Genomic DNA, 22,955 nt, shown 5'->3' with positions numbered 1-22,955 from the left:
TTGCTTTAGGTATTCTATGCCGATCAATATAGATCTGATCAAACCGATCTCACATATTCCAAGATAACCGGATTTCACAGATGCAAGAACAATACAAACCGCAAGAGATTGAACAAAAAGTTCAAAAGCACTGGGATGACAATAAAACATTTGTCGTGACTGAAGACCCTAGCAAAGAAAAATTCTACTGTCTTTCCATGTTCCCTTATCCTAGTGGCCGTCTCCACATGGGGCATGTACGTAACTATACTATTGGTGACGTAGTTTCTCGATTCCAACGTCTCCAAGGTAAAAATGTTATGCAGCCTATTGGTTGGGATGCATTTGGTCTTCCGGCAGAAAATGCGGCGGTTAAAAACAAAACCGCTCCAGCACCTTGGACTTATGAAAACATCGAGTACATGAAAAACCAATTGAAATTACTCGGGTTCGGATACGACTGGACGCGTGAGTTCGCAACGTGTACTCCAGAGTATTACCGTTGGGAACAAGAATTCTTTACTGCGCTTTATAATAAAGGACTGGTTTACAAAAAAACATCGTCTGTTAACTGGTGTCCAAATGATCTAACTGTCCTAGCCAACGAGCAAGTTGAAGATGGCTGCTGTTGGCGTTGTGATACGCCTGTTGAGCAAAAAGAAATCCCACAGTGGTTTATCAAAATCACTGCTTATGCTCAAGAATTACTTGATGATTTAGACAATCTTGATGGTTGGCCAGAAATGGTAAAAACCATGCAACGCAATTGGATTGGTCGCTCAGAAGGTGTTGAGCTCAAATTTAATGTAACCGGTGAGCAAGACTTAGAAGTCTATACCACTCGTCCAGACACACTGATGGGTGTGACTTATGTAGGAATTGCGGCTGGCCATCCTCTCGCAACCAAAGCCGCTGAAAGCAATGCTGAACTGGCCAAATTTATTGATGAATGCAAAAACAGCAAAGTAGCCGAAGCTGAACTCGCCACCATGGAGAAAAAAGGCATGGATACAGGCTTGAAAGCCATCCATCCTCTAAATGGTCGTGAAGTCCCTATCTTTGTCGCTAACTTTGTACTGATGGACTACGGGACTGGCGCAGTAATGGCCGTACCAGCACATGATCAGCGCGACTACGAATTTGCAACAAAATATAGTTTAGACATTATTCCAGTCATCAAACCTGAAGACGGCTCAGAACTAAATATTTCAGAAGCGGCTTATACGGAAAAAGGTGTTCTTTTCGACTCTGGTGAATTTGACGGTTTAAGTTTTAAAGCCGCCTTTGATGCTATCGCTAGCAAGCTTGAATCTGAAGGTAAAGGCAAAAAAACCGTTAACTTCCGATTACGTGACTGGGGGGTATCTCGTCAACGTTATTGGGGGACACCAATCCCAATGGTAACCACAGAAGGCGGCGAAGTTCACCCTGTTCCATCAGACCAACTTCCAGTGATCTTGCCTGAAGATGTTGTAATGGACGGTGTCACAAGTCCAATCAAAGCGGATAAATCTTGGGCAGAAACGCAATTCAACGGCGAACCTGCACTACGTGAAACAGATACCTTTGATACCTTTATGGAATCTTCTTGGTATTACGCTCGCTATTGCTCGCCACAAGCAGATGAAATGCTCGACTCTAAAGCAGCAAATTACTGGTTGCCAGTTGATCAATATGTCGGCGGTATAGAACATGCTTGTATGCACTTACTTTACTCGCGTTTTTTCCACAAACTGCTTAGAGACGCAGGTTTAGTAAACAGCGACGAGCCGTATAAAAAGCTACTTTGTCAAGGTATGGTACTGGCGGATGCGTATCACTACACATCCGACAAAGGTTCAAAAGTATGGGTTTCACCAACAGATGTCACTGTTGAGCGTGATGATAAAGGTCGTATTATTAAAGCCACAGACAACGAAGGTAACGACGTTGTCCATACTGGCATGACTAAGATGTCTAAATCAAAAAACAACGGCATTGATCCACAAGAGATGGTCGATAAATTCGGTGCCGACACGGTTCGTTTATTTATGATGTTCGCCTCACCTGCCGATATGACCTTAGAATGGCAAGAATCAGGCGTTGAAGGTGCAAACCGTTTCCTAAGAAGAGTTTGGAAACTGGTTAAAGAGCATACATCTAAGCAAGTAACTGCTGAAATCGACCTAAGCTCGCTAACGAACGATCAAAAAGCGCTTCGTCGTGATGTGCACAAAACTATCGCAAAAGTTACCGATGATATAGAACGTCGTCAAACCTATAACACGGCTATCGCCGCAATTATGGAATTGATGAATAAGTTAACTAAAGCGCCTCAAAAAACAGAGCAAGACAGTGCGATTCTTGATGAAGCATTAAAAGCTGTTGTTACTATGCTTTACCCTATTACTCCTCATATTTCATACGAACTATGGGAAGCATTAGGCGAATCAAGTATGGATACCGCAAGCTGGCCGTTAGCTGACCAAAAAGCAATGATTGAAGACGAAAAACTGATCGTTGTGCAAGTAAATGGTAAGTTGCGAGCAAAACTAACCGTTCCGGCAGACATAAGCAAAGATGAAATAGAAAAACTTGGCCTAGAGAACGAGCACGTCGCGAAATTCACCGACGGCAAAACGATACGCAAAGTTATTTATGTTCCAGGAAAACTGCTTAATATTGTCGCTAACTAAAATGATCTCGAACTAAATTAGTTCGTTATTGTCTGTAGACAGGATGCTATCCACATCCTGTCTATTATTTATCTAATCAGAATTAATTTTAAGATTCTGATTAGATAAATAACTTGAATTTAGATAACCAAAACGCAGAGAGTACCCTCGTGAATCCAATGACTTCATCATTATCCATCAAATTCATCACTGTCATGTTACTAACAACCGTCTTATCTGCCTGCGGTTTTCACCTTAGGGGCGAATACTCTGTTCCAGATGAAGTGTCTGAGCTGTCTTTAACCAGTTTTGACAAATACAACCAGCTAACTCGAAATGTTGATGCCCAACTAAGACTTAACGATATAAAAATAGTCTCCCCTTCTGCAACAGCGCCTAATTTACATTTGCTTAATGAAAGTGTCAGCGAAACAACATTATCGCTGTACCAAAACAGCAAAGCAGCAGAAAAGCAGTTGCAATACAAAACATCTTATCGCGTAACGATTCCTGGCCAAGAATCTCAAACCTACTCGACTTCAGTAACGCGAAGCTATTTAAGTAACTCGAATACTGCCCTAGCAAAATCGGTTGAGCGCGATTTAATTGAAGATGAAATGAGCCTACAAGCGGCTAAACAAATCATGAGACAATTAGCAAGATTAAACAATCAATTCGATGATGAAGAACCAATATCCACGCAAACTACACCGTCTAATGAATAGTGTTTATTTAACGAGTCGTGTTTATTTAACGAGTCGTGTCTATTTAACGAGTAATGTTTAAATGCGCATATTTGCTGATAAGTTATCGCCGCAATTAAGCCGACAACTGCACAACTGTTACTTGGTTTTCGGTAATGAGCCTCTGCTTATTCTAGAAAGCAGACAGGCGATTATCTCAGCTGCGAAAGTGGCCGGATTCGACGAGAAACACCATTTTGTACTCGACAATCATATAAATTGGGATGATGTGTACGACTGCTGTCAAGCTCTTAGCCTGTTTTCTTCTCGTCAAGTTATAGAACTAGAAGTCCCCGAAGCAGGTGTTAATGCAGCGGCAGCAAAAGAGTTACTTCAACTTAGCCAAGGGCTGCACAATGACGTGCTATTACTGATCGTTGGCAGCAAACTAACCAAACAACAAGAAAATGCCAAATGGTTTAAAACATTAAACCAAACCGGAGTGTGGGTAAGCTGTTTATCTCCTGATATTCAAAGACTGCCACAGTTCGTACAACAACGATGTAAAAAGCTCAATTTAAAAGCCGATGCACAAGCAGTGCAAATGCTGGCTCAATGGCATGAAGGAAACTTACTTGCCCTTTCTCAAAGCCTTGAAAAGCTTGCACTACTGTATCCGGATGGAGAGCTAAATTTAGTTCGGCTAGAAGAATCTTTAAGTAAACATAACCATTTTACACCGTTTCTTTGGATGGATGCGGTATTAGCGGGTAAAGCCAAAAGAGCTTGGCGTATTTTACAACAGTTAGAGCAAGAAGCAGTGGAACCGGTCATTTTATTAAGAACCTTTCAGCGCGAATTAAATTTAGTGGCTCAATTAAAGGCTGAGTCAATGCAGACACCAATAGGCGCGGTTTTTGATAAACATCGAATATGGCAAAGCAAACGCCCGCTCTATAACGCAGCGTTACAAAGATTAACCTTATCTCAAATTCAAAGGTTATATAAAGGTCTTGCTAACGCAGAGATCTCAAGCAAAACCCAATATGAACACTCTATTTGGCCATTGATTGCTCAACTCGCCTTAGAATTCAGCTCAGCAAGCCCTTCAACACTTTCAGAACTGCCATTTGAAAGCTAAAAAATGGTACAATTAACCATGAATAACTCAAACAATTTAATGAGGTACTAGTTTGTTAGACAGCAAGTTAAAAGCATTTTTGGTCGATAAAGCCGACGATATGAAAGCCGAAAACATTGTAACCATTAATGTTATCGACAAATCTAGCGTGACCGATTATATGGTTATTTGTACTGGTAACTCAAAACGTCATGTATCCTCCATTGCTGACAATATTGCCAACGAAGCAAAAAACATAGGCTTAACACCATTAGGTGTTGATGGCGAAGATGAAGGCGAATGGGTTGTCGTTGATATGGGCAGTGTAATGGTTCATGTTATGCAACAAGAACATCGCGAACTTTATCAGCTTGAGAAACTCTGGAGCTAATGTTGAAAATTCAACTAATTGCTGTTGGCACTAAAATGCCAAAATGGGTAGAAGAAGGTTTTAACGAATATAAACGACGTTTCCCTCATGATATGCCATTAGAGCTAGTCGAAATTACAGCCGGTAAAAGAGGCAAAAACGCTGATATCGCTAGAATTTTGCAAAAAGAAGGCGAAGCTATGCTCGCTGCTGTACCTAAAGGGAATAGAATTGTGACTTTAGATATTCCAGGGAAACCTTGGAATACTGAACAACTTGCACAGCAATTAGAAGGTTGGAAACTGGATGCAAGAGATGTCTCTATATTAATCGGTGGCCCAGAAGGCTTAGCACCAGCCTGTAAATCCGCAGCCGAGCAAAGTTGGTCCCTCTCTCCTTTAACACTTCCACACCCGTTAGTAAGAGTAATTATGGCCGAAAGTTTATACCGTGCTTGGAGTATTACAACCAATCATCCTTATCATCGAGAATAACGCGACATGAGACGTAGACGCACTCAAATTCGTGATCACCAACTAGAAGCAAGGTTATTCACAAGCAGAGCCATTATCTCTTTTTTAGGCATCATAATAATGATCGGCTTGCTCATTGGTAATTTATATCATATTCAAGTCAATCAATATCAAGATTACGAAACTCGATCCAATGATAACCGAATTAAAGTCGTTCCTATTGCACCTAACAGAGGTCTAATTTATGATCGAAACGGCAAGTTATTAGCCGAAAATCGACCTGTCTTCAATTTAGAATTAACCCCTGAAAAAATTGATAATATTGATGAGACAATTCATCGCCTGCAACAAATTCTGGAGATCCCTGCAGAAAAAATTGCTAATTTTGAAAAAGAACGTCGCCGTGTACGTCGCTTTAAGTCGGTCCCATTACTGACTCAATTAACAGAAAAACAAGTAGCCGTTTTTTCGGTCAATCAATACCGTTTCCCTGGAGTAGAAGTCTCTGCCACGTTAAAACGTCATTATCCTTATGGCTCTGCGCTCACGCATGTGTTAGGTTATGTTTCAAGAATAAATGATCGAGACGTCCTTAAACTTGCTCGCGAAGGTAAAGAAAGCAATTATCTAGCCACTCATGATATCGGTAAATTAGGTATTGAACGTTATTATGAAGAAGTATTACACGGCACAGCTGGCTATCAAGAAGTTGAAGTAAACAGCCGTGGTAGAGTAATCAGAACCTTAAAATACGTCGCACCAATACCAGGCAAAGATCTGATTCTAAATCTAGATATCGATTTACAACTTTATGTGTACAAACTGTTAGACCGTCGCCGTGGCTCGGCTGTTGTGCTTGATCCTAAAGATAACGGAATTTTAGCCATGGTATCGACCCCAAGCTACGATCCCAACGCATTTGTTCATGGAATATCAACCACCGCTTACAACAAACTTCTCACCAACAAAGATCGACCGCTTGTCAACCGAGCAACCTTAGGTATCTATCCTCCTGCGTCAACAGTCAAACCCTTTATTGCTGTCGCAGCTTTGCAAGAAGAAGTATTAACACCTTACACAACCAGAAATGACCCTGGCTTTTGGAAAATCCCTAACTCAAAAACTAAACCCTTCAGAGATTGGTTACGTTGGGGACATGGTCGAGTCAATATAACTCAATCTATCGAAGAGTCGGTTGATACCTTTTTCTACCAAATCGCTTATGATTTAGGAATAGATAGATTATCTACTTGGATGATGAAATTTGGTTTTGGTGATTATACTGGTATTGATATTCACGAAGAAAGCAAGGCAAACATGCCGAGTCGCGAATGGAAAATGGCCCGTCATAGAACACCTTGGTATCAAGGAGACACTATCCCTGTAGGGATTGGCCAAGGCTACTGGACTGCAACACCGATGCAAATTGCCAAAGCAACTTCAGTGCTTATCCACAAAGGTGTTGTAATGCCACCACACTTACTAAAAGCCACCATAGACAATAGTTCACCAGACAACACCATCACTCCTGAACCTATTGATGCTTATCCACCGATTACCGGAGTACCAGATAAATACTGGGATATTGCAATACAAGGTATGAATTTAGTTAATCATGGTAAAAAAGGAACGGCACGTAGAGCCTTTTACAATCTTGGCTATCAAAGTGGTGGTAAATCAGGTACCGCCCAAGTCTTTGGTTTAAAAGAAGATGAAGAATATAACGCAGAAGACTTAGATGAACGCCTACACGATCATGCGTTATTCACCGGTTTCGCACCACTCGAAACGCCTCAAGTAGTTGCGACCATTGTATTAGAAAATGCGGGGGGTGGGTCTACCAATGGCGCACCAGTGGTTCGTAAAATATTTGATAAAGTTATTCTCAATAAAGACGATGTAACGGAGTAGCAATGAAAGTCGATCCATCAACAGGGAAAAGTCGTATTTTCTTTGAAAAATTTCATATTGATTTGCCGTTATTACTTGGTTTAATTGCCGTTATGCTATTCGGGCTGGTTGTGATGTACAGCGCAAGTGGACAAAACTTAGCCATGATGGATCGCCAAGCGATGCGCATGCTTCTCGCTATAGGCGTTATGATTGGCCTTGCTCAAATATCACCGCGAACTTATGAAGCATTTGCGCCATTTTTATTTGTTGCCGGCGTTGGCTTACTATTAGGTGTATTATTTTTTGGTGAAGTGTCAAAAGGAGCTCAACGTTGGCTCAATTTAGGCATAGTGCGATTTCAACCATCAGAACTACTGAAACTGGCCGTACCATTGATTGTAGCAAGGTTTATTGGTAAACAACCTCTCCCTCCTACATTCAAAACGCTATTCATCTCATTACTTTTAGTGTGTGTGCCAACCATACTCATCGCCAAACAACCAGATTTAGGCACCTCAATACTTATTGCAGCTTCTGGTATTTTCGTTATTTTTCTAGCGGGTATTAGTTGGCGCTATATTTTTTCGGCCGTCGTTGCTATTAGTGCTTTCGCTCCAATACTTTGGTTTTTTCTCATGCAGGAATATCAAAAAGTCAGAGTTAGGACGCTATTTAATCCCGAGTCAGATCCACTGGGTGCAGGTTACCATATCATTCAGAGCAAGATAGCTATAGGCTCTGGCGGTATTGCAGGTAAAGGCTGGTTACATGGCACACAATCTCAACTAGAATTCCTACCAGAAAGACACACTGACTTTATATTTGCCGTTATTGCCGAAGAATGGGGAATGTTAGGCATACTTGGATTATTGACTCTATACTTATTTATAATTGGACGAGGGTTATACCTCGCTAGCCAAGCTCATACTGCTTTTGGTCGAATGATGGCCGGCAGTGTAATGTTAAGTTTCTTTGTTTATATATTCGTTAATATTGGAATGGTTAGTGGCATATTACCCGTAGTGGGCGTTCCTCTACCACTTATCAGTTATGGCGGAACCTCAATGGTGACGCTAATGGCCGGTTTTGGCATTTTAATGTCAATCCATACTCATAAAAGCATGCTATCAAAAGCGACCTGATGACAAATAAAAAAAATATAATCTGCGTAATTTTCGTTCTATTACTTGCTGCCTGTTCAAGCTCTGACAGCCGTTACTCTATTAAAAACGATGTAGGGCCAGAACAAGCAATTCAACTTGATCATATCGAAGACGCACATCCAAAATACGAGCCATTCAGCCGTGGGGGGAATCGAGATTACACCTTACGAGGAGGTTCGTATAAAATCATAAAAAATCCACAAGGCTTTAAACAAAGTGGCTTAGCATCATGGTACGGACAGAAGTTCCATGGCCACCTCACTTCGAACGGTGAAATTTATGACATGTATTCAATGACCGCTGCACATAAAACCTTACCTATTCCAAGTTACGTTAAAGTGACTAACACAGACAATGGCAAAACCACCATTGTAAGAGTGAATGACCGTGGACCCTTTCATGAAAATAGAATTATTGACCTCAGCTACGCTGCGGCATACAAACTCGACGTAATAAAAACAGGCACAGCAAATGTCGCAATAGAATACATCACAACACAACCACCAGAATCTCAATCTTATGCGGCAAAAAAACTGCCTAGTTACAGCATCCAAACCGCTTCATCTAATCATGCTGAACGCAGTCAATCTCTAGCGGAAAACATCAGTAAAACCATGCAGCTAGATACGTATGTAGAGTCGTCAGATAATACTTATAAAATTCTTGTTGGACCATTTACTGACTACAATGAAACTCAACAAATATTACAACAATTGAAACAACAAGGTTATCCTCAAGCCTTCATCCGAAAAATCAATCGCTAATGTATGTCATTCAACACTAGCGATTTGGCTGAATTTTTGTCATAGTGCTTGCACAACTGATATCGATATCGATAACATAAACTACTGTCTTCGATTTATACTGTCCTCGAGTTAAACATTGCCCTCAACTTAAGCATTGTCTTCGAGGTAAACATAGTTATAACTCATAAAACTGAAAAATAGATGAAAATGCCAAACAATATTTTTAGAACACTGATTATCTCAACTGCTGCACTTTCTGCGTCTTTTTCTTATGCGGCACCTATCGTTGTTCCTGATGCACCTCAAATAGCGGCCAAAGGCTATGTACTTATAGACTTTAACTCAGGGAAAGTTCTTGCTGAGAAAGAAAAAGATACCAAACTTTCACCTGCTAGTCTGACCAAAATGATGACTAGTTATGTCATTGGTCAAGAACTGGCACGCGGCAATATTTCTTTACAAGACGACGTTGTGATCAGTGAAAATGCCTGGGCAAAAAATTACCCAGACTCTTCAAAGATGTTCATTGAAGTTGGTACAACTGTAAAAGTTGAAGACCTAAACCGAGGCATTATCATTCAATCTGGCAACGATGCTTGTGTTGCAATGGCGGAACACGTCGCGGGTTCAGAAGACGCTTTTGTTGACCTAATGAATGCATGGGCAAACTCTATCGGTATGACGCGCACACATTTTGCCAATGTGCATGGTTTGGATCATGATGAACTTTATTCAACACCTTATGATATGGCCCTGCTTGGTAGAGCTCTTATCAGAGACGTTCCAGATGAATATGCAATTTATCAAGAAAAACAATTTACTTACAACGGCATAACTCAGTACAACCGAAATGGCCTGTTGTGGGATAAAAGCATGAATGTGGACGGGATTAAAACCGGTCACACTAGCAAAGCAGGTTACAGCTTAGTTAGCTCCGCAACCGAAGGGAAAATGCGTCTTGTTGCGGTAGTAATGGGAACCAATAGTGAAAATGCACGTAAAGCGGAAAGTAAAAAATTACTAAACTATGGGTTCCGTTTCTTCGAAACGGTAGCACCTCATAAAGCTGGTGAAACCTTCGTTAGTGAACGTATTTGGATGGGCTCACAAGAGAATTTAGCACTCGGAGTCGCACAGGATACTTACGTAACCCTTCCTCGTGGACAAGCTAAAAACCTAAAAGCAAGTTTTGTACTTGAAAAAGAGCTAAGAGCACCAATTAGTCAAGGTGATGAAGTGGGTACTCTTTACTATCAAATTGATGGTGAAGACATCGCACAATATCCACTACTTGCATTAGAAGATGTGCAAGAAGGTGGGGTATTTAGCCGCTTAGTCGACTACTTTATTTTACTCTTTAAGAGCTTTTTCTAATCTAGTAGCATTACCTAAATATATTAGTGTAGATGACTAATAGTATTATTCATTACCTATACATTTAACTTATAAACAAAGGCCACTCATGTGGCCTTTGTTTTTGTTGAGATTGATCGTTATTGGGCGTAATATGCGCTGCCTAATTAAATCCTCTGGAGTATTTCATGCAAGAACAACCAAAACTTAAAGACCTGTTAGAGTTTCCTTGTCAATTCACTTATAAAGTGATGGGATATGCAAAGCCTGAACTACCGGAATTAGTTTTACAAGTAATCCAGAAACACGCGCCGGGAGATTATAGTCCCAGCATAAAACCGAGTGGTAAAGGGACCTATAACGCTATCTCTATTACTATTACTGCAACATCAATAGAGCAGGTAGAAACGCTCTATAAAGAACTCGGTGAAATAGAGATTGTTCGTATGGTGCTTTAAAAAAACAGATTATTTTCAACACTCGCTATTTAGATAAATGGACGACTAAAAAGCAACAACGCTTGAGTAATAAAACAAGCATGACTTTTAAACAGAATGAATACTAAAACAGCGGCGAATGCCGCTGTTTGCACATTCCTCTAACCGCAAAATATAATAGTAGAAGCGACAAAAGAAGTTTATAATCCATTTACTTTATTAATTGCTTAACGAGATACCAGTTTGTCTAAAATAGAAGATCAATTAGTTGTACGAGATCTTGGCCTTCAAGACTATGAACCAGTATGGAAAGCAATGCACGCGTTTACTGACCATCGCGATGCAGATACAGTAGACGAAATATGGCTAGTTGAACACAACCCAGTTTTCACTCAAGGACAAGCCGGAAAAGCGGAGCACCTTCTAAATACAGGAGACATTCCTGTGGTAAAAAGCGATCGTGGCGGGCAAGTTACTTATCATGGTCCTGGTCAATTAGTTGCCTACTTTTTGATTAATCTGCGCAGAAAAAAAATCGGCGTCCGAGAGTTGGTTACTCATATTGAAAATTTAGTCATCAACACATTATCAAATTTTAACATCGAATCTTCCGCTCGATCTGATGCCCCTGGTGTGTATACCGACGGAAAAAAAATATGTTCGCTTGGCTTAAGGATACGTAAAGGCTGTTCCTTTCACGGCCTAGCATTAAATATAAACATGGACCTATCACCATTTTTACGCATAAACCCTTGTGGCTATCAAGGAATGGAGATGGTACAAGTTAGTGAATTAGGTGGGCCTAGCAGTATCAATGCCGTTAGTAACTCACTCCTAGAAGAACTGACTCTTCTGCTTAACTATGAGCATGTCGATATAATAAAAGAAAGCAAACTATCATGAGCAAACCAATTCAAATGGAAAAAGGCGTCAAATATAGAGATGCTGATAAAATGGCACTGATACCAACTAAAACAATGCCAGTTGAGAAACAAGAAGTTTTACGTAAGCCAGAATGGATGAAAATCAAACTGCCTTCTGATAGCCAGCGTATTCAAGAAATAAAATCAGCAATGCGTAAAAATAAGCTTCATTCCGTATGCGAAGAAGCCTCTTGCCCTAACCTCGCAGAGTGCTTTAACCACGGAACCGCGACTTTTATGATTCTTGGTGCTATTTGTACTCGTCGTTGCCCGTTTTGTGATGTTGCCCATGGTAGGCCTATCACTCCAGATAGTAATGAACCACAGCACCTTGCACAAACAATAAGCGATATGAAGCTTAAATATGTTGTGGTTACGTCAGTGGATCGCGATGATTTACGAGATGGTGGCGCTCAACACTTTGCTGATTGTACTCGTGAAATTAGAGAAAAAAATCCAGGAATAAAAATAGAAACTCTTGTTCCTGATTTCCGTGGCCGAATGGATACCGCGCTCGATATCTTAAAAGACAATCCACCTGATGTTTTTAACCATAATTTAGAGACCGCACCTCGTCTGTACAGAAAAGCACGCCCTGGCGCAAATTATAAATGGTCCTTAACGCTACTAAAAAAATTCAAAGAGCTACATCCAGACATACCAACTAAATCGGGTGTAATGATGGGGCTAGGTGAAACTAAAGAAGAAATCATCGAGGTTCTTAAAGATCTTCGCTCTCACGGCGTAACAATGCTAACACTAGGTCAATATTTGGCCCCTAGCCGTCATCATTTACCCGTTGAACGTTATGTGCCACCAGCAGAGTTTGATGAACTGAAAGACATTGCCTTAGATCTTGGGTTCACACATGCAGCCTGCGGACCATTCGTCCGTTCTTCATATCATGCAGATATGCAAGCAAAAGGTGAAGAAGTCAAATAACTGCGACATTCTCCGAAAAAGACTGGCTTAAAGAGTGGTCTTTTTCAGGTTCACCTAGTACATTGGTATGGTAAGGCATTGCTCTTAAACAAAACAACGTTGTTACGAATAAGTCATTGTAAAAATGAACTATTTTATACTAGGCTTAGTTATTAACACTACATAGCACCGAAAATAGAAAAAGGAATGACGGTATGCAAAAAATAAGTTTATTAGGTTTGTTATCACTAATCCTTGTAGGCTGTTCTTCACAAAACACGCAACAAGACAACTATTTGGATGCCTCATTCGAGTTGTGCAACACTGAAGTTAGCACCTATTCTGTAAGTGATGATGGTCGTGTAAGAATAATCTGCGCAGATGACTCTAAGTTCACTATGAACAGTGAAGCAACACTAGAAATTATGCGCGATATTAATATTGATTATTGTACTGGTGAAGGCTTATCTAAGTTCAACGAAAGTCGTCGTTATTACTCATTTCAATGTAAATCAGGTACGACGCTGAGTATTAATAAATAATTGAACGACAAATTAGCTATAGTAAAAAGTACAAAAACAAAAAACGCGAACTTATTCAGTTCGCGTTTTTATTTTTATAATAATTAAAACCTATGCGTATACCGGTAAACGCTTACAGATTTCTAATACTTTTTGTTTGGTCGCTTCAATCGTTGCTTCATTATTCACATCGTCTAAAACATCACACATCCAACCTGCTAATGCCTTCGCATCTTGTTGCGTGAAGCCACGACGAGTAATTGCTGGTGAACCGACACGAATACCAGAGGTAACAAATGGGCTGCGAGGATCGTTTGGCACAGAGTTTTTATTCACCGTAATATTTGCAGCACCCAATGCAGCATCGGCTTCTTTACCTGTAATACCTTTGTCAATCAGATCAACAAGGAATAAATGGTTCTCAGTTGAACCAGAAACAATGTTATATCCACGAGCGATAAATTCAGCCACCATTGCTTTCGCATTTACCACCACTTGTGCTTGGTACTCTTTAAATTCTGGTTCCATTGCTTCTTTAAACGCAACCGCTTTACCAGCAATAACATGCATTAGAGGACCACCTTGCCCTCCAGGGAATACTGCAGAATTTAATTTTTTATACATGTCTTCACCTGCGTTTGATAAAATCAAACCCCCACGAGGACCTGCAAGTGTTTTATGGGTTGTTGTGGTAACAACATGCGCATAAGGAAGCGGAGTTGGGTATACACCCGCAGCGATAAGACCCGCAACGTGAGCCATATCAACAAACAAATAAGCATCCGCTTTATCAGCAATTTCACGCATACGTGCCCAATCAACGATCTGAGAATAAGCAGAAAAGCCACCTATAATCATTTTAGGTTTATGCTCTAAGGCCAATTGTTCCATTTCGTCATAATTAATCTGACCGGCTTCATCAATACCGTAAGGAATAACGTTGTAGTGTTTACCAGAAAAATTTACCGGTGAACCGTGAGTAAGATGTCCGCCATGAGCCAAGCTCATACCTAAAACTGTATCACCTGGCTTAAGTAGGGCCATATAAACAGCGCTATTTGCTTGAGAGCCAGAGTGTGGTTGCACGTTTGCGTATTCACATTCAAATAGCTGACATGCACGATCTATGGCAAGTGATTCGGCTTTATCGACATATTCACATCCACCATAGTAACGTTTGCCCGGATAACCTTCGGCATATTTATTCGTTAGCTGAGAACCTTGAGCTTCCATAACTCGTGGGCTGGTGTAGTTTTCTGAAGCGATTAGCTCGATATGCTCTTCTTGACGAAGAGTCTCTTCCTGTATTGCAGCATATAACTCTGCATCATAATCAGCGATGTTCATGTCACGCTTTAGCATCTGTATCTCCTGACTCAGATAATCTGAATTTGCAAAAAAACCACACTACCAACTAACGCAAACGTTTTCGTTGGTATTCTAAGTTGCGATATTCTACCTAATTTGATCTATATCAGAAAGTAACTTAAGTAAAATAATCATGTAAATTTTTCATATTGTACCTGAACAAAGTTAATAACAAATTTTTAGCTTAAGCTGAAGAGTAAAAACCGCTAGATAAAAGAAAAATTTACAGTGTGTAAATTGTAGATTACACCCTTTAGTCATTAATTTTGTCTTCAAGCTACCGAAATGATCAATTTTTATCTAATATTCCAGCTAATTAATACAACTTAAATAGGCAAGTGATGCAAAAACACTCAATCAAGGAAGACTGGGTCGCAATACTAGTTGGTACGTTTCTAACCGCTCAAGGCGTTTATTTTCTTCAGTCTGCAGAACTCATTACAGGAGGAACTGCCGGATTATCGCTATTGCTATCTCAAGTCACTTCATTTTCATTTGGTTTTCTTTATTTTACCGTCAATATTCCCTTTTTCCTGCTAGCTTGGCAGCGTTATGGTTACCAATTTGCACTAAACAGTGTGATATCCAGTGCGCTGGTTTCTGTGTTTGTTGATCACCTTGATATGGTGATGATAATAGAATCCGTTAACGAGATTTACTGTGCGGTTGCAGGTGGTGTACTGATCGGTTTAGGCATGTTAGTGCTATTTAGACATCGCTCTAGTCTTGGCGGCTTTAATATTTTATGCTTATTAATCCAAGATAAAGCGGGTATATCAGTAGGAAAAACACAAGTCGTTATTGATTTAGTTATCGTTCTTGCTTCTTTCTTCTTCGTCTCACCATGGATAATTGCCATATCGATATTAGGCGCGATAATCATTAACTCTGTTTTAGGTATGAACCACAAACCTTCTCGCTATATTGTGACTTACAGCTAAGATTGTGACTTACAACTAAGATTGTGAGTTACAGCTAAGGTTGTCTGTCCTCGACGGGTAATTAACCTCTATTTAATAACGACCGAACCGTCGACTCACAATATAAGTTACGATACTGAAAATAACCAACAGCACAATAATCATTGTGCTGTTAGTTTTTCTAGGTAAAGTAAATAGCCACAAGCCATAAACTAGGATTAACCGCATGGATAGCGTATTAACCTCTGTTTGTTTCGATCCGATTGAATTTAGAAAGAAACTGCATCGTACTCCAGAGTTATCTGAACAAGAACAGCAAACATCCACACAGATTGCCACACAATTAAAAGCATTTGGTTTGTCACCAATAGAGCATATCGGTGGATACGGTATTATCTGTATTATTGACAGCGGCACCAAAGGCGAAACGACGTTATTTCGAGCCGATTTCGATGCTTTACCAATTTGTGAGAATAATCATCACGATCACACATCGCAGAACTTGGGAGTAATGCATGCGTGTGGTCATGACGGTCATACTACTTCACTGCTTTTAGTCGCGCAGCAGCTCTCAACTCATCCACCAAAAACAGGCAAAGTGATCTTGCTCTTTCAACCTGCGGAAGAAATTGGCACGGGAGCAGCAGCAATGCTGCTTGACAAAAACCTGAAAAACTTAAAGGTAGATAATGTCTTTGCTTACCACAATCTTCCTGGTTACCCTCTCGGCCAGATATTAGTCAAAGAGAATACCTTTGCCTGCGCATCTACTGGTGTGTTAATCAAACTAGAAGGTAAAACGTCACACGCAGCAAGGCCAGAAAATGGTATCAGCCCATGCGCTGCAATGATGGAAATAATCGACTATTTACAAACAATGCCTGAAAGTTATTCTCAAGCTTTCACTTTAGTCACGATCGTACATGCGCAACTTGGCGAACAAGCATTTGGGGTATCACCAGGCGAGGCAAAAGTAATGGCGACCATGCGTAGTGATTGCAACCAAACCTTTGCTAACATGAAAATAAATCTAAGCAAAAAACTAAAGGAACTCAGTCAAGATCATGGCATTGACGTAAGTTTAAACTGGGATGAACCTTTCAACGCTACGGTTAATTCAAATCGACATTCACGACTTATTGAACAACAAGCTAAAAAAATCGGAATGTCGGTACAACATTTACAACAACCCATGCGTTGGTCGGAAGATTTCGCTGAGTTTTTACAACAATGGAACGGGGCTCTATTCTGCATAGGAAGCGGGGAATCCCATCCAGAACTGCATAACCCTGATTATGATTTTCCTGATCAACTATTGAAGACCGCCAGTGATGTGTTTATATCGTTGATAGATACGTTACATAATGACTCAAGATAAGTGATCAATAAAGCGAGTTCCGACTCACCGAGTGACCTCGCTTTTTAATAATCCATAGTGCAATTAACAAAGGCTTCCGAGCCAAGTGTTAGCATAGCATCTGACCCCTTTAGCCAAACTTGTAATGCTTGATCTGTACTTTCATATTTACTACCAGAGGCCGCCGGTATTTGTTGCAAAGGAATGCGCTTTTTCGACATCTGTATTTCTGCGGAGAGTTCACCAGTCTGTAAGAAACTGAATTGGGAGCCGTTATCACAAATATACCAAGGTGTTACAGGATCTTTAGCACTACAGCCACAAAGAACTAAAAACACAACCAAGCCAAAACCATAATGTTTCATCTTCACAAATCATCCTTTATTTTTGTCGTCTTTGCTTATTTCTAATTCAAACACGCTTGTTACTTAAGGGGCTGTTGCCATCATTAATAGCGCTTCAAGATATTATTTTCCCTCTAAATACTCGGGTACATCTTTAATACTGTCAACTACCGTAGTTGCAAGCGTTTCCCCTTGTTCTGTCACCGGTTTACCAGAGCGTACCAAGATTTTAGTCCCGACACCGGCAGCTTCAGCAGCCATCATATCCTCTGCTTTATCACCAATCATAATTGATTTTTCCATATCAATTTTCAAGAAATCACGCGCCGAAATAAACATTCCAGGCTTAGGCTTACGGCAATCACAATCTTGTTTATATTCACCAATGCCATGCTCTGGATGATGCAAGCAATAATAAATACCATCAAGTTCTACGCCGTTATCAACAAAATTCCAATCCATCCATTCGGTTAACGAAAGAAATCTATCTTCGCTGAACATACCACGGGCAACACCAGATTGATTGGTCACAAGAACCAACAAGTACCCCATTTGTTGCAGTTTCTTGGTCGCCTCAAAAACACCATCGATAAACTCAAAGTCATGTTCATCATGAACATAACCGTGGTCCACATTAATGACACCGTCGCGATCTAAAAATACTGCTGGTTTAGCCAAAATATCGTCCTCAAAATGTATATCTATCGAAACAAAATGTATATCTTCGAAATTATTGCACGCTTTAACTTGCTAAGCACTAATTATCCTTTATTGGTTTTTTCTGTGCTACTAGCAATTAATATGGATAACTCAACCAGCACAATAGATTGTAAAAAACGGCGGCAATCGATCATCAAACCAATAAATGAAATGACAAAAAAAGATTTTAGACGTCTAGACGTAAAAATATCTATTGACATAAAAACGTGATCACCATAGCATCGTCTCTTATTATATAAAGTTAACCAATATACAAAGTTAACAAGAACTTTATTCCAACTATTCTGCTTAGGTTTTATTAAATGATTGAAATCAGCAATGTTAACAAAGTTTTCTACCAAGGCTCAAAAGAGATTCATGCCTTGAAAAACATCAATTTATCCGTCCCGCAAGGAACCATATTTGGCGTTATAGGGTCTTCTGGTGCCGGTAAAAGTACACTCATACGTTGTGTAAACATGTTAGAAGCACCGACCCAAGGTAATGTTGTCGTAGATGGTGTAGATTTAACATTGTTGTCAAAGTCGGAGCTCAGTAAAGCTCGTCGTAATATCGGTATGATTTTCCAACATTTTAACTTGCTTTCGTCCCGCTCTGTTTTTAACAACGTTGCATTACCACTCGAATTAGCAGGAATGGACAAACAGACAATCTCGCAAAAAGTAACCGAACTTTTGTCATTAGTTGGGCTGGCCGACAAGCGTGACACCTACCCTGCCAATTTAAGTGGTGGTCAAAAGCAACGTGTTGCTATCGCACGTGCGTTGGCTTCTGATCCTAAAGTATTGCTCTGTGATGAAGCGACCAGTGCTTTAGATCCGGCAACCACTCAGTCTATTCTAGAGTTACTTAAAGAAATAAATCGCAAGTTAAACATCACTATGTTGTTGATCACCCACGAAATGGACGTTGTGAAAGGTATTTGTCATCAAGTGGCTATTATTGGAGATGGTGAGTTAGTAGAAAAAGGCACGGTTGGTGATATTTTCGCTCATCCAAAAACCGAACTTGCTCATGAGTTCATTCGCTCAACACTCGACTTATCGATTCCGGAAGATTATCAAGCCAGATTAAACCAAACCCGCATTCAAGGTAGCCACCCATTGATTCGCTTAGAGTTTACTGGTGAAACCGTTGATGCTCCGGTGATGAGTCAAATTGCACGCCAATTCAATATTGATGTCAGCATTTTAAGTTCTGATCTCGATTATGCAGGTGGCGTTAAGTTCGGCATGATGGTTGCGGAATTTTATGGTTCAGAAGCAAACGACAATGCGGCAATCGAATTTCTGAAAGAACACAAAGTAAAAGTAGAGGTACTTGGTTATGTCCTTTGATTTAATTTCACAATGGTTAAGTCTCAATAGTAACCTGCTCATCGGAGCAACATGGGACACTCTCTATATGGTTGCCGTCTCTGGTGTCGTTGGGTTCGCTATTGGTATTCCATTGGGCGTTATTTTACACATCAGTAAAAAAGGCGGTTTAGCTGAAAACACCAAACTAAATTCAGCCCTTGGTGCTATCGTCAATATCGGTCGTTCTGTACCGTTTTTAGTTCTAATGGTTGCTATTATTCCCGTTACGAAAATATTAGTCGGTACGTTTATCGGCACCACAGCCGCTATTGTTCCATTAACCATTGGCGCTATTCCTTTTGTTGCTCGTCTTATTGAAGGCGCTTTGCTTGAAGTACCGAGTGGCTTAGTAGAAGCGGCGCAATCAATGGGAGCAACACCAACCCAAATTATTACTAAAGTACTGCTTCCAGAAGCACTGCCGACCATCGTTAATGCGGTCACTATTACATTAGTTACATTGGTGAGTTATTCGGCCATGGCAGGCACTGTTGGCGGTGGCGGACTGGGTGATGTTGCTATTCGCTATGGGTTCCATCGCTACGATGTAGTGATCATGGCTGTCACTGTTGTGATGCTAATTGTACTGGTTCAAATCATTCAATCCATTGGCGACGCACTTGTTAGCCGAGTAGATCATAGATAATAAAAAATCAAAATATTGTAGGAGATGTAATATGAAATTTAGTCTAAAAAATATCCTTATTGCCGCGACAGCAGCATCTACACTTGTCCTTGCTGGCTGTGGTGATAATGAAGTCGATGCTAACAAAATCAAAATTGGTGTAATGGCTGGTGCCGAAGCTCAAGTTGCCGAAGTTGCAGCAAAAGTAGCCAAAGAAAAATATGATCTTGACGTTGAACTTGTTACGTTTACCGATTATGTCACGCCAAACGCAGCATTAGACGATGGTTCAGTCGACATCAATGCCTTCCAACACAAGCCATATCTTGATCAACAAATTGCTGATCGTGATTACAAATTAGCAATAGCGGGTAACTCTTTTGTTTATCCAATTGCTGGCTATTCAAAACAAGTGACTTCTGTTGAACAAATTACCGATGGTGCACGTATTGCAGTACCAAATGACCCAACAAACCTCGGCCGTTCTCTACTATTACTAGAACAACAAGGCCTACTTAAACTGCGTGCAGATGTCGGTCTTTCAGGTACGGTTCGTGATATCGTAGAAAACCCTAAAAACATTACTATTGTCGAACTTGATGCCGCTCAATTACCACGCTCATTAGATGATGTAACGCTTTCTATCATCAATACAACTTATGCAAGCAGCATCGATCTTACTCCAGAAAAAGACGGAATTTTTGTTGAAGACAAAGAGTCTCCATACGTTAACCTAATCGTCGCTCGTACTGACAATGTTGAATCTGAAAAAGTGAAAAACTTTGTTAAAGCATACCAAACTGACGAAGTATTCAACGCAGCCTCAGAAATCTTCAAAGGTGGCGTAGTAAAAGGCTGGTAAGGCTTGTTATTAACGACATAATTGCTTAATAAGCTTAAACGATACGCTAACTAAGCAACACCACTCCAAAGCCGGATGAGTAAAATCATCCGGCTTTGGTATTTTTAATATTCCTTAACTATTCACCATTTCATTACCAATACCATTCAATTTTCCCGACCATTTTTTATATCAATTTTAACTTCTTTGACTTAAGGCATTGTTTTGTTACACTCTGGCGGCAAATAAAATTTAGATATTAGTCGGGGAGCTAACGGCCACAGGCCTAAGCTGAGACCATTTCGATGGGACCCGTTGAACCTGATGCAGTTAACACTGCCGTAGGGAACTAGTAGCCATACCGAAATGTTATGCTGGTATTTTCTGCTCGCATACCCACCTTCCGTTAGCGGCTGTTATTCCTATACGTGCAAGTTTAGGAATCCTATATGACAGCGAAAAATACAACGCCTATTGTTTTAACGATTGCCGGATCAGATAGTGGCGGCGGTGCCGGAATTCAGGCAGATATCAAAGCTATTTCTGCGACTGGTAGCTATGCCTGTTCAGTTATAACTGCTCTGACCGCCCAAAATACCCAAGGCGTAAGTGGTATTTATCCGATTGCTCCAGAATTTGTCGCTCAGCAGCTCGATGCTGTATTTACCGATCTCAATATTCAAGCAGTAAAAATCGGCATGTTAAGTGACGTAAACGTCATCAAAACAGTGGTTACAAAACTCAAACAGTATCAACCTAAATTTTTGATTGTCGATCCGGTAATGGTGGCAACTAGTGGTGATTTATTATTAGAAAAATCAGCAATTAGCACGCTTAAATCACAATTACTTCCTTTGGCGAATATCATTACCCCTAACCTTCCAGAAGCCGCAGCCTTAACTGGAGAAGCCGTTCCCACCACAGAGCAACAAATGAATGCGCTTATCGATAAACTCAGAGCATTAAATACTGACACGGTTTTACTTAAAGGTGGCCATTTAACCAACAGCAAAAACAGCACCGATCTGTTGATCAGTAGTAATACCGTCACGGCCATCCCTGCTACAAGAATAGCAACCAACAATACTCATGGTACCGGCTGCACTTTATCTTCTGCTATCGCGAGCTATCTAGCACAAGGCAACGAGCTACTGCATGCTGTAACACTAGCTAAGCATTACATAACTCAAGCAATCTTACATGCTGATAATTTACACATTGGCCAGGGTCATGGGCCTGTAGACCATTTTTTCTCGAAACACATTACGTCATCTTCGCAACAAATAACATCTGCCTTGCTACAAGGAGAGCAAAATGGATGACAACACACTCATCAACTTATCCAACATAAGCCTAAATTATAAAAATGAACAACAGCTTGTTTTTTCTGAATTGAATATGCCCATTACACAAAACCAATGGACTTGCATTTTAGGAAAAAGTGGCTGTGGCAAAACATCTTTACTGCGTTTTTTAGCAGGATTACTAGATGACCAGATTAATTGGTCCGGCACTATGCACACCAACCTTTCAGGCCATATAAGCCAACATGTCGCTTATATGGCGCAACAAGATTTGCTATTACCTTGGCTTAATGTTGTCGATAATGTCTGCCTTAGTTTTCAATTTGCTAATAGACAACTTAGCCAATCAACCAAACAAAAAGCCATCAAACTGATCGAACAAGTCGGTTTACTTGATCATATTCATCAATTTCCTGATCAACTTTCCGGTGGAATGCGTCAACGCGTTGCGCTAGCAAGAACACTCATGCAAGACAAACCATTAGTTTTAATGGACGAGCCCTTTTCAGCATTAGATGCGGTCACTCGTTATCAGCTACAAAACCTAGCCGCCCATATGCTTAAAAATAAAACCGTTCTGCTCATCACTCACGATCCACAAGAAGCCCTACGCCTAGGCGATCACATTGCTCTCATGCAAGGAAAACCAGCTTCTGCTTGCACTTTTCCAACGCCAAGTAATCCCCCACCACGAATGCTGAATGGCGAAATTGCTGCATTACAACAAAAACTGATCGAGCAATTGGAGAAAGATCATGTCTAATATGAATATTGTTACTAGTAAAATTAGTGAGAATAAAGCGAGTCAAAATCCAGCGAACGATCAGCGGCTCAAATCGGCGCAAAAAAAAAGCACGAGTAAATTAGTTCAAGCGGCAACTA

The 22,955-nt window shown here is 40.4% G+C and carries 24 protein-coding genes and 1 riboswitch; of the genes, 20 read left to right on the top strand and 4 right to left on the bottom strand.

Translation table 11 applies throughout. From position 1 onward, the window contains the following. The first annotated feature begins 80 nt into the window (after nucleotides 1–80). From leuS to ACLKML_RS15385, 13 genes are all read left to right on the top strand, one after another. Nucleotides 81–2,654 (top strand): leucine--tRNA ligase, encoded by a 2,574-nt coding sequence (gene leuS / locus ACLKML_RS15445; RefSeq protein WP_413283944.1) that lies wholly within the window; start codon nucleotides 81–83, stop codon nucleotides 2,652–2,654. Between the two features lie 158 nt (nucleotides 2,655–2,812). After that, nucleotides 2,813–3,358: an LPS assembly lipoprotein LptE gene (lptE, locus tag ACLKML_RS15440; RefSeq protein ID WP_413285905.1), complete on the top strand. Its 546-nt coding sequence runs from the start codon at nucleotides 2,813–2,815 to the stop codon at nucleotides 3,356–3,358. A 61-nt stretch (nucleotides 3,359–3,419) separates the two neighbouring features. Continuing rightward, complete coding sequence (gene holA / locus ACLKML_RS15435) at nucleotides 3,420–4,457, top strand: DNA polymerase III subunit delta (RefSeq protein WP_413283943.1); 1,038 nt, start codon at nucleotides 3,420–3,422, stop codon at nucleotides 4,455–4,457. A 52-nt stretch (nucleotides 4,458–4,509) separates the two neighbouring features. Beyond that, nucleotides 4,510–4,827, top strand: coding sequence for a ribosome silencing factor (rsfS, locus tag ACLKML_RS15430; protein WP_413283942.1), 318 nt, complete (start codon nucleotides 4,510–4,512; stop codon nucleotides 4,825–4,827). A 2-nt stretch (nucleotides 4,828–4,829) separates the two neighbouring features. Continuing rightward, a complete protein-coding gene (gene rlmH, locus ACLKML_RS15425) occupies nucleotides 4,830–5,300 on the top strand; it encodes a 23S rRNA (pseudouridine(1915)-N(3))-methyltransferase RlmH (protein ID WP_413285904.1) in 471 nt (156 codons plus the stop codon). A 6-nt stretch (nucleotides 5,301–5,306) separates the two neighbouring features. After that, the gene (gene mrdA, locus ACLKML_RS15420; protein ID WP_413283941.1) at nucleotides 5,307–7,190 is read left to right on the top strand and encodes a penicillin-binding protein 2; all 1,884 of its coding nucleotides are present in this window, start codon (nucleotides 5,307–5,309) and stop codon (nucleotides 7,188–7,190) included. A 2-nt stretch (nucleotides 7,191–7,192) separates the two neighbouring features. Next, a complete protein-coding gene (gene rodA / locus ACLKML_RS15415; protein WP_413283940.1) occupies nucleotides 7,193–8,314 on the top strand; it encodes a rod shape-determining protein RodA in 1,122 nt (373 codons plus the stop codon). After that, entirely contained in the window at nucleotides 8,314–9,099 is a 786-nt protein-coding gene (locus ACLKML_RS15410) for a septal ring lytic transglycosylase RlpA family protein (RefSeq protein ID WP_413283939.1), read from the top strand. The genes rodA and ACLKML_RS15410 overlap by 1 nt, the downstream gene beginning before the upstream one ends. Before the next feature lie 189 nt (nucleotides 9,100–9,288). Next, nucleotides 9,289–10,455 (top strand): serine hydrolase, encoded by a 1,167-nt coding sequence (locus tag ACLKML_RS15405; protein WP_413285903.1) that lies wholly within the window; start codon nucleotides 9,289–9,291, stop codon nucleotides 10,453–10,455. Between the two features lie 167 nt (nucleotides 10,456–10,622). Further along, the gene (gene ybeD / locus ACLKML_RS15400) at nucleotides 10,623–10,892 is read left to right on the top strand and encodes a DUF493 family protein YbeD (RefSeq protein ID WP_413283938.1); all 270 of its coding nucleotides are present in this window, start codon (nucleotides 10,623–10,625) and stop codon (nucleotides 10,890–10,892) included. Between the two features lie 231 nt (nucleotides 10,893–11,123). Further along, the gene (gene lipB / locus ACLKML_RS15395) at nucleotides 11,124–11,774 is read left to right on the top strand and encodes a lipoyl(octanoyl) transferase LipB (protein WP_413285902.1); all 651 of its coding nucleotides are present in this window, start codon (nucleotides 11,124–11,126) and stop codon (nucleotides 11,772–11,774) included. Further along, nucleotides 11,771–12,736, top strand: coding sequence for a lipoyl synthase (gene lipA, locus ACLKML_RS15390; RefSeq protein WP_413283937.1), 966 nt, complete (start codon nucleotides 11,771–11,773; stop codon nucleotides 12,734–12,736). Before lipB ends, lipA begins: the two co-directional genes overlap by 4 nt. Nucleotides 12,737–12,930: 194 nt before the next feature. After that, complete coding sequence (locus tag ACLKML_RS15385) at nucleotides 12,931–13,257, top strand: hypothetical protein (protein ID WP_413283936.1); 327 nt, start codon at nucleotides 12,931–12,933, stop codon at nucleotides 13,255–13,257. 90 nt (nucleotides 13,258–13,347) lie between these two features. Here the strand turns inward: ACLKML_RS15385 and glyA are convergent, their stop codons facing one another. Then, nucleotides 13,348–14,598, bottom strand: a complete 1,251-nt coding sequence (glyA, locus tag ACLKML_RS15380; RefSeq protein ID WP_413283935.1) for a serine hydroxymethyltransferase — start codon at nucleotides 14,596–14,598, stop codon at nucleotides 13,348–13,350. Between the two features lie 347 nt (nucleotides 14,599–14,945). Here glyA and ACLKML_RS15375 point away from each other — a divergent pair, with 347 nt between their 5' ends. Then, on the top strand, nucleotides 14,946–15,545 hold the full coding sequence (locus ACLKML_RS15375; protein WP_413283934.1) for a YitT family protein: 600 nt from the start codon (nucleotides 14,946–14,948) through the stop codon (nucleotides 15,543–15,545). Between the two features lie 205 nt (nucleotides 15,546–15,750). After that, a complete protein-coding gene (locus ACLKML_RS15370) occupies nucleotides 15,751–16,902 on the top strand; it encodes an amidohydrolase (protein ID WP_413283933.1) in 1,152 nt (383 codons plus the stop codon). A gap of 44 nt (nucleotides 16,903–16,946) precedes the next feature. On the opposite strand, the gene ACLKML_RS15365 is transcribed toward ACLKML_RS15370, so the two are convergent. From ACLKML_RS15365 to ACLKML_RS15355, 3 genes are all read right to left on the bottom strand, one after another. Continuing rightward, entirely contained in the window at nucleotides 16,947–17,246 is a 300-nt protein-coding gene (locus tag ACLKML_RS15365) for an MliC family protein (protein WP_413285901.1), read from the bottom strand. Nucleotides 17,247–17,348: 102 nt separating this feature from the next. Then, a complete protein-coding gene (gmhB, locus tag ACLKML_RS15360) occupies nucleotides 17,349–17,903 on the bottom strand; it encodes a D-glycero-beta-D-manno-heptose 1,7-bisphosphate 7-phosphatase (RefSeq protein ID WP_413283932.1) in 555 nt (184 codons plus the stop codon). A gap of 83 nt (nucleotides 17,904–17,986) precedes the next feature. Further along, on the bottom strand, nucleotides 17,987–18,145 hold the full coding sequence (locus ACLKML_RS15355) for a hypothetical protein (RefSeq protein WP_413283931.1): 159 nt from the start codon (nucleotides 18,143–18,145) through the stop codon (nucleotides 17,987–17,989). Between the two features lie 102 nt (nucleotides 18,146–18,247). On the opposite strand from ACLKML_RS15355, the gene metN reads away from it, so the two are divergent. The 5 genes from metN to ACLKML_RS15330 all read left to right on the top strand — a co-directional run bounded on the left by metN (nucleotide 18,248) and on the right by ACLKML_RS15330 (nucleotide 22,836). Continuing rightward, nucleotides 18,248–19,282 carry a methionine ABC transporter ATP-binding protein MetN gene (gene metN / locus ACLKML_RS15350; protein ID WP_413283930.1) on the top strand — a complete coding sequence of 345 codons (1,035 nt, stop codon included), beginning with the start codon at nucleotides 18,248–18,250 and terminating at the stop codon, nucleotides 19,280–19,282. Beyond that, nucleotides 19,272–19,949 (top strand): methionine ABC transporter permease, encoded by a 678-nt coding sequence (locus tag ACLKML_RS15345; RefSeq protein WP_413283929.1) that lies wholly within the window; start codon nucleotides 19,272–19,274, stop codon nucleotides 19,947–19,949. The genes metN and ACLKML_RS15345 overlap by 11 nt, the downstream gene beginning before the upstream one ends. 31 nt (nucleotides 19,950–19,980) lie before the next feature. Beyond that, nucleotides 19,981–20,790, top strand: a complete 810-nt coding sequence (gene metQ, locus ACLKML_RS15340) for a methionine ABC transporter substrate-binding lipoprotein MetQ (RefSeq protein ID WP_413283928.1) — start codon at nucleotides 19,981–19,983, stop codon at nucleotides 20,788–20,790. A 233-nt stretch (nucleotides 20,791–21,023) separates the two neighbouring features. Next, nucleotides 21,024–21,134: riboswitch (TPP riboswitch) on the top strand. A gap of 84 nt (nucleotides 21,135–21,218) precedes the next feature. Continuing rightward, nucleotides 21,219–22,091, top strand: coding sequence for a bifunctional hydroxymethylpyrimidine kinase/phosphomethylpyrimidine kinase (thiD, locus tag ACLKML_RS15335; RefSeq protein ID WP_413283927.1), 873 nt, complete (start codon nucleotides 21,219–21,221; stop codon nucleotides 22,089–22,091). Next, nucleotides 22,084–22,836, top strand: a complete 753-nt coding sequence (locus ACLKML_RS15330) for an ABC transporter ATP-binding protein (RefSeq protein WP_317717201.1) — start codon at nucleotides 22,084–22,086, stop codon at nucleotides 22,834–22,836. Before thiD ends, ACLKML_RS15330 begins: the two co-directional genes overlap by 8 nt. Nucleotides 22,837–22,955: the final 119 nt, after the last annotated feature.

Origin of the sequence: Vibrio sp. MA40-2, assembly GCF_047302445.1 — a bacterium.
Lineage (GTDB): Bacteria > Pseudomonadota > Gammaproteobacteria > Enterobacterales > Vibrionaceae > Vibrio.
The sequence above is the reverse complement of the archived record's forward strand: the minus strand, read 5'-3'. Positions and strand labels throughout refer to the sequence as shown.